The 10,706-nt window shown below is 45.7% G+C and carries 12 protein-coding genes, 1 pseudogene and 1 riboswitch; of the genes and pseudogenes, 9 read left to right on the top strand and 4 right to left on the bottom strand.

Going from position 1 to position 10,706, the window contains the following annotated elements:
- Positions 1-136 precede the first annotated feature (136 nt).
- The 5 genes from ACFQ3J_RS22135 (at position 137) to ACFQ3J_RS22155 (ending at position 4,892) form a co-directional block, all read left to right on the top strand.
- Positions 137-868, top strand: coding sequence for a Cthe_2314 family HEPN domain-containing protein (locus ACFQ3J_RS22135; protein ID WP_091161172.1), 732 nt, complete (start codon positions 137-139; stop codon positions 866-868).
- A gap of 131 nt (positions 869-999) precedes the next feature.
- A riboswitch (SAM riboswitch) is annotated at positions 1,000-1,145 on the top strand.
- A gap of 187 nt (positions 1,146-1,332) precedes the next feature.
- Entirely contained in the window at positions 1,333-2,349 is a 1,017-nt protein-coding gene (locus ACFQ3J_RS22140) for a methionine ABC transporter ATP-binding protein (protein WP_091161170.1), read from the top strand.
- Complete coding sequence (locus ACFQ3J_RS22145; RefSeq protein WP_091161168.1) at positions 2,346-3,014, top strand: methionine ABC transporter permease; 669 nt, start codon at positions 2,346-2,348, stop codon at positions 3,012-3,014. The genes ACFQ3J_RS22140 and ACFQ3J_RS22145 overlap by 4 nt, the downstream gene beginning before the upstream one ends.
- Before the next feature lie 118 nt (positions 3,015-3,132).
- Complete coding sequence (locus ACFQ3J_RS22150) at positions 3,133-3,969, top strand: MetQ/NlpA family ABC transporter substrate-binding protein (protein ID WP_091161167.1); 837 nt, start codon at positions 3,133-3,135, stop codon at positions 3,967-3,969.
- Between the two features lie 152 nt (positions 3,970-4,121).
- Positions 4,122-4,892 (top strand): SDR family oxidoreductase, encoded by a 771-nt coding sequence (locus tag ACFQ3J_RS22155; protein ID WP_091161165.1) that lies wholly within the window; start codon positions 4,122-4,124, stop codon positions 4,890-4,892.
- Positions 4,893-4,991: 99 nt separating this feature from the next.
- Here the strand turns inward: ACFQ3J_RS22155 and ACFQ3J_RS22160 are convergent.
- Positions 4,992-5,201, bottom strand: a pseudogene (locus ACFQ3J_RS22160) (NifU family protein); the annotation flags it as partial.
- 120 nt (positions 5,202-5,321) lie between these two features.
- Here ACFQ3J_RS22160 and ACFQ3J_RS22165 point away from each other — a divergent pair.
- Positions 5,322-5,573, top strand: a complete 252-nt coding sequence (locus tag ACFQ3J_RS22165; protein WP_091161163.1) for a YuzB family protein — start codon at positions 5,322-5,324, stop codon at positions 5,571-5,573.
- A gap of 20 nt (positions 5,574-5,593) precedes the next feature.
- On the opposite strand, the gene ACFQ3J_RS22170 is transcribed toward ACFQ3J_RS22165, so the two are convergent.
- Together ACFQ3J_RS22170 and mqnE are read right to left on the bottom strand one after the other, a co-directional pair.
- A complete protein-coding gene (locus ACFQ3J_RS22170; protein WP_091161161.1) occupies positions 5,594-6,655 on the bottom strand; it encodes an NAD(P)/FAD-dependent oxidoreductase in 1,062 nt (353 codons plus the stop codon).
- A 211-nt stretch (positions 6,656-6,866) separates the two neighbouring features.
- Positions 6,867-7,973: an aminofutalosine synthase MqnE gene (gene mqnE, locus ACFQ3J_RS22175; RefSeq protein WP_091161160.1), complete on the bottom strand. Its 1,107-nt coding sequence runs from the start codon at positions 7,971-7,973 to the stop codon at positions 6,867-6,869.
- Between the two features lie 346 nt (positions 7,974-8,319).
- On the opposite strand from mqnE, the gene ACFQ3J_RS22180 reads away from it, so the two are divergent.
- The 3 genes from ACFQ3J_RS22180 (at position 8,320) to ACFQ3J_RS22190 (ending at position 10,238) form a co-directional block, all read left to right on the top strand.
- Positions 8,320-8,679, top strand: coding sequence for a HesB/IscA family protein (locus ACFQ3J_RS22180; RefSeq protein ID WP_091161158.1), 360 nt, complete (start codon positions 8,320-8,322; stop codon positions 8,677-8,679).
- Positions 8,680-8,957: 278 nt separating this feature from the next.
- Positions 8,958-9,746 (top strand): hypothetical protein, encoded by a 789-nt coding sequence (locus ACFQ3J_RS22185; RefSeq protein WP_139237046.1) that lies wholly within the window; start codon positions 8,958-8,960, stop codon positions 9,744-9,746.
- Between the two features lie 105 nt (positions 9,747-9,851).
- Positions 9,852-10,238: a VOC family protein gene (locus ACFQ3J_RS22190; protein WP_091161154.1), complete on the top strand. Its 387-nt coding sequence runs from the start codon at positions 9,852-9,854 to the stop codon at positions 10,236-10,238.
- A 180-nt stretch (positions 10,239-10,418) separates the two neighbouring features.
- Here ACFQ3J_RS22190 and ACFQ3J_RS22195 read toward each other — a convergent pair whose 3' ends face one another.
- Positions 10,419-10,646 (bottom strand): hypothetical protein, encoded by a 228-nt coding sequence (locus tag ACFQ3J_RS22195; RefSeq protein WP_047913565.1) that lies wholly within the window; start codon positions 10,644-10,646, stop codon positions 10,419-10,421.
- Positions 10,647-10,706: the final 60 nt, after the last annotated feature.

Consider the following 10,706-nt stretch of genomic DNA (forward strand, 5'->3'; position numbering starts at 1 on the left):
CATAACTTTGGCGTTTGTACATATATTGCATGAACTCACTTCTATCCATCGTTTCATCCGTCAGGATAAAGTTATGGTTGTGAGATGCAGAGTTCGGGAAACATAAGCTTTACAGGATGCACAGGAGGACACGCATATGCTTCGAACCTTATTAGGGGAGCCCGCCCGAGTTAACACCGGAGAACTAAAAGAAGCCATGGATACCATGGCGAAGACACTGCAGCTGCTTGGAGCTGCCATAGATAGAGGCAACGACCCTTCGCACGATTATCGCAAGCTCGATATTTGGACCAGAGGTCTGATGACCTCGCTTGATGAACTGGAGCAGAGCACTTTTGCCGCCTCTTTCTTTGCCGGTAAAGTTCATTCCTCCTCTACAGAAGATATGGCACCTGATGAGAAGGCGGATTACGCACGTTATGTTTATTTTTACAAAGATGGCTTTATCCGCATGTTTGCCATCCTGGACAAGCTTGGGAACTTGCTGGATGACTGGTATGATCTTCATACTTCCAAAGTGAAAGTGCATTTCTCCTACTTTACAGTTCTTCGTCAATTTGAATATTTGAAGCAGCATATGCCGCTCGTTCAGGAGCTAAACGATCTTAAAGATCAATATTCAGACTCAATGAATCGTCTCAAAAAACGAAGAAATACAGAAATTCATCATATGAATGTTGAGATGGTGGATGATCTGTGGCAGAAGCATCAAACCCTCCACGGTAAAATTGAGCTGGAGGATCTGAGGTCATTTACACAGGACCTGGAGCTTGGACTTGAGCTTGTATCCAAGAGCGTGATTGCTGCATTTGATTATATTAATAACAACTGGCAGAGGAGCACATCCAAGATACCAACCTCATCATAAGAAATCCGATAAAAATAATGTAATATTTTCCTTTGACAAGTGGTGTGAATTATTCTATACTTTCACTTAGTTTCTGAAAAACGCTGAAATGAATAAGTGAGTTAAAAGTTAAACACACAATTGCATATATGTTCTTATCGAGAGTGGCGGAGGGACAGGCCCTATGAAGCCCGGCAACCGATTCTTTATTGCAGTCAATAAGACTGCTGTACAAGAATGACATGGTGCTAAATCCTTCAAGACCGTAAGGTTACTTACTGGTCTTGGCAGATGAGAAGGAATCGCTTAATTATAAAAAGCTCCTTTTTGTCTAGCAAAAAGGGGCTTTTTCTTTTTTATCTTTTCGGATATTCTTCCGGATGGGTTCGGGTAGAAAGCAAGGCATACGGGTAAAACAAGTGTAAAGAAATAGAAGCTCTGACATAGAGAAGAACGGATTGCAGCAAGTAAGGAGGTACCTAGTTTTGATTGAACTTAAAAATATTAAAAAGGACTACGGCAAAGGAAAACAGGTGACTACGGCCTTGTCCGGGCTTAATCTGTCCATCCAAAAAGGTGAAATCTTCGGCGTCATCGGTCATTCCGGTGCTGGAAAGAGTACGCTGATTCGCTTGATTAATCTGCTTGAGCGACCTACAGCCGGTGAGGTATGGGTCGGTGGTATGAACATGACGAGGCTTGGCAAACAGCAGCTGCAGGCGAAGCGCCGCAAGATCGGAATGATCTTTCAGCACTTCAATCTACTTAGTTCAGCTACTGTATTTGATAACATCGCGTTTCCTCTACGGCTGGCGAAGACAAGTCAGGCGGAAGTCGATCGTAAAGTGAAGGAGCTGCTAGAGCTGGTCGGCCTTACCGAGCATAGTAAAAAGTATCCTTCCCAGCTGTCGGGCGGTCAGAAGCAGCGCGTTGGCATCGCACGTGCGCTGGCTAGCGACCCGGAAGTGCTGCTATGTGATGAGGCAACCTCAGCACTGGACCCGCAGACAACGAATTCCATACTTAAGCTTCTGCTGGATATCAATAAACGCTTTAATCTGACGATTGTACTGATTACGCATGAAATGCATGTTATTCAATCGATCTGTGATCGTGTCGCCGTCATTCATCAGGGCGGTATCGTGGAAGAGGGCCCGGTAACGGAAGTATTCCTCAAGCCACAGCATCCTGTAACCCAGGACTTTATTTTACGCGAAACGGATTCGGGCGACCTGCTCGGAGAAGCCATTATGGCGACGCATTTGGAGTATTCCCAAACGGTCAAAATTACGTTCCTCGGGAGCAAGACTTATGACTCGATTCTGTCGCAGACGGCTAGAAGGCTTGGTATCGATTTTGCGATCCTTCAAGGTACAATCTCAACCATTAAGCAAGTGCCTTATGGACAGCTTACGGTGAGACTTGAAGGGCCACCTGAGCTGATTCGCAGTACAATAGATGAGCTTGTGTCACAGGGTCTTGAAGTGGAGGTGATGGCATGATGGGGCTTGATTTTTCCGTCATCAACTGGGATGAATTCCAGAAGGCCACGATGGATACACTCAAAATGCTGGGCGCCTCCGGAATATTCACTTTCATTATTGGTCTTCCGCTGGGCATTATTTTGTTCATGACTTCCCGTTCCACATCTGGATTCAGCCGAGCTGTTTACAGTGTGCTGTCTGTGATCGTGAACATTCTGCGCTCCGTTCCGTTCATCATTCTGATCGTGGCCATGATTCCGATTACGAAAGAAATCGTAGGAACAGCGATAGGTGTGCTCGGTACCATTCCCCCACTCGTCGTGGGTGCAGCGCCGTTCTTTGCCAGACTTGTTGAAACTTCACTTCGTGAAGTAGATCGAGGTGTCATTGAAGCTTCACAGGCGATGGGGGCATCCACCGGACAGATTATCTGGAAGGTGCTCATGCCGGAATCCCTGCCAGGCTTGCTTGCAGGGATGACAATCACCATCGTAACGCTTGTATCCTATACAGCCATGTCGGGTATGGTCGGTGGTGGAGGACTGGGCGCTCTTGCCGTCAACTATGGATATTTCCGCTATGAGAATGAAGTTATGATCGTTGCCGTTATTATCATGATCGTGCTCGTACAAGCGCTGCAGATGATTGGGGATCGCTTGGTGAAGCACTTTACTCGAAAATAATAGGGAAATAGCAAGTTATTTATTTGAAATAAGAGTTCTATTGGATTTAGGGCATGGACGTTGTATGGTTCATCCTTTATCACATATATCGAGATTATATATAGGAGGGTCATCTGTAATGAAAAAATGGTTCTTATCTGCATTAACTCTAACTCTGGTTCTGGTACTGGCAGCTTGCGGCAATGATTCCGCTCCCGATACAACAGGCAGTGAAGGCGCGGGAAGCACAGAAGAAACAGTAACCTTGAAAGTCGGTGCAACACCGGTTCCACATGCTGAAATTCTGGAGCAAGTTAAACCGATCCTTGAAGAGCAGGGCGTTAACTTGGAAATTGTCACTTTCAACGATTATGTACAGCCAAACGTACAGCTTGATGAAGGTCAGCTTGACGCGAACTTCTTCCAGCACAAGCCTTACCTGGATAACGAAATTGAGACTCGTGGTCTTAAGCTGACTGCTCTGAATCCGGTACATGTTGAGCCGCTTGGTGCATACTCGAATACGATTACTTCTGCAGATGAGCTGCAGGACGGTGCGAAGATTGCCATTCCGAACGATGCAACAAACGGCGGTCGTGCCCTTATTCTTCTGGACAAGAACGGCATCATCAAATTAACAGACAACACGAACATTGAATCCAAGATCAGCGATATTGCAGAGAATCCAAAAAACCTGGAAATTATCGAAATGGATGCAGCGATGCTTCCTCGTCAGCTGGGTGAAGTAGAGCTTGCCGTTATCAACGTCAACTATGCACTTGAAGCAGACTTGAACCCACTGGAAGATGCACTCTTCCTGGAAGATGCAAATTCACCATATGCGAACCTGCTCGTATCTCGTGAGGATAACAAAGACAATGAAGCGATTCAAAAACTGAACGATGCTCTTCAATCGGATGAGATTAAACAATTCATTGAAGATAATTATGCTGGAGCCATTGTACCTGCATTTTAATTAAATAATTGAAAATGATAAACAGTCCCGTCCGGTCCTTTGATAATAAAAAGTGCCGGACGGGACTGTTTCATATGGCCGTTCCTTTCCTTCTGTCCTTCCCTATATTATACTGAAATAGGTAACCGCTCTTGTTAGAAGGAGGAAGGGATTTGGACAATAAAGTCGCCCTTATTACGGGAAGTGCGAAGGGCCTTGGCAAGATGACAGCTCTTCGGCTGGCTGCTGAAGGCTTCGATATAGCATTAAACTATGTGCACAGTAAAAAGGAAGCGGAAGCTCTTCAAGCAGAGATCTTGCAGCTTGGTGTGCGTTGTATTGCAGTACAAGCGGATGTCTGTATAGCGGATGATACAGAGCGACTCGTCACCACGGTTGAACAGGAACTTGGAGATGTAGACATTTTGATTAACAATGCAGGACCGTTCATTCGTGAGCGGAGGCTGTTTGCTGAATATAAGCAAGAAGAGATCATGATGCTGATGCAGGGTAATTTAGTAGGTACGATGCTTCTTGATCATCGGGTGCTGCCTTCTATGCGGCGCAAGAAGTGGGGCCGGATCATTCACTTTGGATTCAGCCATGCAGGAGAGGCCAGATCCTGGCCGCAGCGAGCGGTGTATGCAGCTGCCAAGGTAGGGCTTGTTTCCTTCACGAAGACATTGGCCGTTGAGGAAGCACCATATGGGATTACAGTAAATATGATCTGTCCGGGGGATATTAGAGGAGATCATAAGGAAATGACGATTGAAGCGGTCAGCGGGCTCGTTGATGAAGAGACTCCCCGAGGCAGACCTGGCAGCGGAGAAGATGTTGCACGTGTCATTCATTTCTTATGTCTGGAGCAATCGGACTTTATCACAGGGAATATTATGGATATTTCCGGAGGGCTGGATCCGATAAGACCAACGATCAAGGATTGAAGACAGAGGCCAGAAGTCAGAAGTACCTCAAAAAAAAAGAGTCCCGGCTTCTGCACATGACAGAAGCTTCGGGACTCTCTTATATGACAGTATGGGATATTAGAATACTTGAACGACTTCTTCTACGCCTTCGACTTCTTCGACTAGCGCGCGCTCGATCCCTGCTTTTAGTGTGATGGTGGAGCTTGGGCAACTACCGCAAGCACCCATTAATTTCAGTTTCACAATGCCGTCTTCGACATCGACCAATTCCACGTCACCGCCATCGCGCTGAAGGAACGGACGAAGTTTATCGAGCACGTCAGAGACTTCATCATACATGGTGCTGCTTTGTACGTTTTCGCTCATGTTATCAACTCCTTTCCTTCCCTTTATTATAGTATAAAATACGCCAAAATAAAATGGTAAAAGCAAAAGCAGGTGAATAAAATGAGACCGATTATTGAATTTTGTACCAACAACATGCACTTTGGTACGGATGAGCTCTTTGAAGAGCTTGAAGAGAACATGGACTACGACGTCATCGAGTACGGCTGCCTCAGCAATTGCGGACAATGCAGTATTACCCCTTTTGCACTGGTAAATGGTGAGGTCATCACTGCAGCCAGCCCTAAAGAACTGCATGAAGCCATTTTGTCCAAAATCGCTGAAGCTGACGCATGGGATGACTTGGATATATGAGTGAGTCGGCTTGTCGACAACTAGCCAAGATGACGTTTGGACATCCAGAGGACACCACTCTTCAGAATACGCGGCACACGCCCCATCATGGAGGTCTTGCCCATGAGCCCAAATCCGGCTTTTTTGCCCAAAGCACCCAGTGTGCCTCTCAGGCGAAGAACCTCGACTTTGGGCTCTTCGTTTCTTAGAAGAGCAGAAATGACATGTGCAATTTGCTCGCCTTGCACCTCAGCCGCTTGGGCACTTGGGGCAAAGGGCAGGCTCGCACAGTCTCCGACGACATAGACTTCTCTGTATTCAGGGATTTGATAATATTCATTCAATTTCACACGTCCGCTTGGGTCTTTCTCAACAGGAAGATCCTGCACCAGCTGTACGGGCTGAATTCCTGCCGTCCACACAATGGCATCTGTCCTAATTTCCTCATCCCGGTTATAAATGGAGCCAGGTTCAACGCGGGACACAGAAATTTGATTCTTGATCTCTACCTGATGTTCACTGAACCATTCACCCACGTAAGCGGATAAACGTTGTGGAAACGCAGAGAGAACTCGTTCACCGCGATCGAGTATCGTCACGTTCAGATCAGCACGGCTTTCCCTTATTTCTGCTGCCACCTCAACTCCGCTTAAGCCACCGCCCACAATATGAACATTGGCGTAAGGCTTGAGCTCGCTTAGACGCATATAAGTATCGCGGGTACTCTTAAAGCTTTGAATAGTATTGCTATACTCCTCGGCACCTGGAGTGCCATGGAATCGATCTGTGCAGCCAAGGCCAATCACGAGCTGATCATATTCAATCATTTCCTCATTTCGAAGAGAGATGGATTTTGCATCCAGATCAATGCTCGTCACTTCACCGTATCGATATTCCAATTGATGATGAACCGGATACTGTACCCGAAGATCGTAATCGGACACGGTTCCCGCTGCAAGGGCATAGTATTCTGTCTTAAGACCTTGATAAGGCATGCGGTCGACCAGCGTGATTTTGACATCCTTCGGCAATGGACCTTCAATTAAATGTTTAGTGATAGTGAGACCGCCGTAGCCGCCTCCAAGTACAAGAATATTCTTCATAGCTAAATAACTTCCTTTCCTTCTGTGTTCCCACATAAAAAGAAGCTGTCTGGTAAATTAAAAAATATAAAATCGACAGTCCATTATAATGGGTAACGTCGTCTTTGTTGTTATAGCAAGGGCTGGCATTAGTGCATAAGTAAGGATCAGTCCCAGCGAGGAACTGATCCGTTAATGATATGAAGTGTGGAAATGGGAGAGTCAACTGATCTTATTCAAATACTTCAATTTCGTTATAGAACGTATCCCGTTCGACAGGAATGCGTCCTGCTCCTTTAACGAGCCAGATCAGCTCCTTGCGGGTGAGTCCCGCTGGAGTCAGAGCACCTGCTGCATGACTAATTTGTTCACGGACAATCGTACCATGAACGTCAGAGGCGCCGAAGCTTAAGGAGACCTGGGTCAGCTGAGGTCCAATATTAATAAAGTAGGCTTTGATGTGGTCAAAATTATCTAACATGAGTCTGGAGATCGCAATGGTCTTCAAGTCCTCATAAGCGGAATTGCGGCGCATGATGCCGGCGTTCTTGCTCTTCGGCTGCATGGACAGCGGGATGAATACCTGGAAACCCTTCGTCTCATCCTGCAGCTCGCGAATTTGCAGCATATGGTTAATCCGGTCTTCATAGGACTCCACAGATCCGTACAGCATCGTGGTATGTGTCCTCATGCCGAGCTGATGGGCGGTACGGTGAACCTCTAGGTAACGATCAACGTTTGCTTTGGTAACCTTCATCTTTTTACGATATTCATCGGAGAGGATTTCTGCCCCGCCCCCGGTAAGGGACTGGAGTCCAGCCTTCATCAGCTCCTGCAGTACTTCCTTGATGCTAAGGCCGCTGATGCGGGTGAAAAAATCAATCTCAGCAGCGGTATAGGCTTTCAGTGTTACATTCGGGTATTTCTCGTTTAAAGCAGCAAGGGAATCGACATAATATTGAAAAGGCACATGCTGATTATGTCCGCCGACAATGTGGAATTCCCGGACTCCCGGATGAATGTGCTGCTCCACATAATCAATCATTTCTTGCCCTGACAGCGTATAGGAGCCTTCCTCGCCCTGATCTTTGCGGAAGTTGCAGAAGGCGCAGCGGGCTTCACACACATTGGTGAAATAAAGGCTCATATTTTCGATAAAATAAACTTTCTTTCCGTTCTTGCGAAGATTGACTTCGTTAGCAAGCTGTCCAATCGTTAGCAGATCGTCGCTCTCATACAAGTAAACACCGTCCTCAAGTGTAAGACGCTGACCATTCTGTACCTTCTCTATGATGGCAGCCATCTTCGAGTCCGTTTGGGGTGTAATAAGGGTGGACATGCTTATTCCTCCTAGTCCGTACTTTTTTTTGTTTGTGCCGTGACCATTGATTCATGCTCTCATATAATTTTACCCGTAGGAGTCCCAAGATCAAACTTCAATATTGAATGGTTGTGAAAAAAGTTACAACTACATTTATGACAGCAACTGGAACCACTGTAATATCGACAGTTTGGCTTCAAATACCCTACCTATTATAAACCTCACATTTCATAGGTTCAATATCTGGAAATAAAAAGAGTATGATCTTAATAAAAAGCATACTGAAAATGCGGATAGGTAACTCTTGAGGTACGAAAGTGACTGGAGTATAATTTAGTTATCAGGAAAGAAGGAGGTAAGACTTATGATTACAATTAGTGAGACAGCGGCAGAGCATCTGAAAGACATGCTCGAACAGCAGGAAACACCGAACATGTTCCTCCGTCTTGGTGTGACACCGGGAGGCTGCACAGGTTTCTCCTATGCTATGGGGTTTGATGATAAGGAAACTGACGATGATGTATATATGACAATTCAAGATATGAAAGTAGTTGTGGAGAAGGACAACCTGCGTTTCCTCGACGGACTCGAAATCGACTTTGAAGAATCCGGTATGACGGGCGGGTTTACCATTCATAATCCGAACGCGATTGCCACTTGTGGCTGCGGTTCTTCCTTCCGTACGGCTACGGACGCGGGTAAACCGAACGAAGAGCCATGCTAAGAGAATGATCGAGAAACATGGAGAACGAAACCTTTCGACCTCTGGTATAATGCATACCGTGGGTCGGGAGGTTTTTTTTATGACAGAGGGCTGGCTGAAGCTGATAACCAAGGATGTGACTTCGTTATGGAGTTTTGAGATGACTTCATATTTCGTGCCGAACTTCCGATAGAAATTCTATATCAATGTTCTTTTTTGAACGGTATAAAGGGGAAATCATACTGATACATAAAATGATAAGGAACACGTTATTTTTACTTGTTGTGATGGCACTGCTGGTGATTGTAGTGAGGAAGGTATCCGAGCCCGTCTTCTCTGAGCTGATAACACAGTCGATTACCGATAAAATAGCCCGAGATGCACTGGAGGATCTGCCTCTTCCTCCTTCGCAGAAGGAACTGACCGAGTATACTCAGCAGCTGGCACAAGAGGGAACGGTGCAATATTCTACGGATCTGACCCTGCGATACGAGCAGGCAGCTGGTGATAGTAAGGGTGTCATGATGGCTGCTTACAAGGAAACACTGCTTGGATTTATTGATATGGAGTCTTCATCGCTGGCCGAGATTTCAAATCGTCCAATCTATGATGAAAATGTCATGATTTCAAGCTCTCCGAGTGCAGGCGTACAAGGCGAGCAATATGCTATGAGCCGTGCAGATCAGCAGGCTAGCATGAAGGACGTGCAGCAAGAGCCAGACATGGGGAAGCAAGAGGAAGAACTGAAGGATGAAGTGCATAAGGAAGAGAACAACGTACAAGATAAACTTATAACAACAGAAGCTTCGGTTCCTGTTGTTGAAGTAGGGGATGTGACGAAGAGTGATCAAGGCTCAAGCTCCGGAAGTTCTCCTACGGATTCGAAATCAACTGACGTCACAGCTGACAGCAAGGTCCCGGTTGCAGGTAATGAAGGTGTCGCCTTATATGTCAATGAAGTGTATTTTGACCGTTATCCAACGCTTGAGGAGGCGCTTCGGCTGGCGGCTTTGGTTGATCATGCAGCACTGATTGATCTACGGACAGAGCAAGTGGTCTGGGATAATTATGAGCACAGTACAGATTAGCCGATGCAATAACTGTATAAATCTGCCTTTGCATATGTTAGCATAGAGACATGGAATTCTCAGGTGACATTACATAATTAGATCATGAAGAGTGAGGTATACATTATGCTTGAAATGGAACGGATTCACCATGTCAGTCTTGCTGTTCGGGATATCGAGCGCGCACATGCCTTTTATTCGGAAAAATTGAAGTTTAAGCAGCTAGAGCGTCCGCCATTTAACTCCACCGGAGTATGGTATGCCATTGGGGAGCATCAGCAGCTGCATTTATTGGAGCATCCTGCAGGAGATACACTGAGAGAGCGTGGAATTGACACGACTGACGGTCATTTTGCCATATGGGTGAAGAGTCATAAGGCAACGATTGAGTGGCTGGAATCACAAAACATTCCGTATGAAGCAAGACCGGACAGTGTTGCAGGATTTGCCCAAATTTTTATTCTGGATCCAGACCACAATATTATTGAATTTGGAGCCCCGTATTCTTCGTAATATGCTGGCATCCAGCATTATAGCAGCAAGCTTTCTTCGATCTATATAAAAAACGACTACAGCTTATCCGTTAGAATTCGTCCCCTTTACTTATAGAATCGTACACACTGATGTGTTGTACCGATTCTAACGTAAAAGTAAGTGGATGAATTCTAACGAACACGTAGTCGTCCTCGTATATTAAACTTCCGTTTGAAAAATGACCGTGTCACGGGAATAATGATGCTCTCTGCCGTCTTCACTTCTTAATCGTACTTTATCATTGGAGAACATTTCTACATGACCACGGGCAATTTCACAATAGACACCAGCAGAATCCTCCTGCCAAACGGAAACGACGGTTTGAGATAAGGCCGCAGTAAAAAACTCGATGTTTTTTTGCAGCGTTCTGGATTTATTGGAATTCATCGTATCCTCCTTCATTCGTAAGGTGACAACTACGTTCACGTATAATAGCACTGACGTAAA

It is taken from the genome of Paenibacillus provencensis (assembly GCF_042678545.1).
Classification (GTDB): Bacteria; Bacillota; Bacilli; order Paenibacillales; family Paenibacillaceae; genus Paenibacillus; species Paenibacillus provencensis.

What these genes read in the sequence shown, in the direction of transcription:
- mqnE (WP_091161160.1), bottom strand. Translation starts at nt 7,973, where the DNA reads ATGTCCACCCTTATTACACCCCAAACGGACTCGAAGATGGCTGCCATC.
- ACFQ3J_RS22145 (WP_091161168.1), top strand. Translation starts at nt 2,346, where the DNA reads ATGATGGGGCTTGATTTTTCCGTCATCAACTGGGATGAATTCCAGAAG.
- ACFQ3J_RS22165 (WP_091161163.1), top strand. Translation starts at nt 5,322, where the DNA reads ATGAGACCGATTATTGAATTTTGTACCAACAACATGCACTTTGGTACG.
- ACFQ3J_RS22170 (WP_091161161.1), bottom strand. Translation starts at nt 6,655, where the DNA reads ATGAAGAATATTCTTGTACTTGGAGGCGGCTACGGCGGTCTCACTATC.
- ACFQ3J_RS22180 (WP_091161158.1), top strand. Translation starts at nt 8,320, where the DNA reads ATGATTACAATTAGTGAGACAGCGGCAGAGCATCTGAAAGACATGCTC.
- ACFQ3J_RS22135 (WP_091161172.1), top strand. Translation starts at nt 137, where the DNA reads ATGCTTCGAACCTTATTAGGGGAGCCCGCCCGAGTTAACACCGGAGAA.
- ACFQ3J_RS22150 (WP_091161167.1), top strand. Translation starts at nt 3,133, where the DNA reads ATGAAAAAATGGTTCTTATCTGCATTAACTCTAACTCTGGTTCTGGTA.
- ACFQ3J_RS22195 (WP_047913565.1), bottom strand. Translation starts at nt 10,646, where the DNA reads ATGAATTCCAATAAATCCAGAACGCTGCAAAAAAACATCGAGTTTTTT.
- ACFQ3J_RS22190 (WP_091161154.1), top strand. Translation starts at nt 9,852, where the DNA reads ATGCTTGAAATGGAACGGATTCACCATGTCAGTCTTGCTGTTCGGGAT.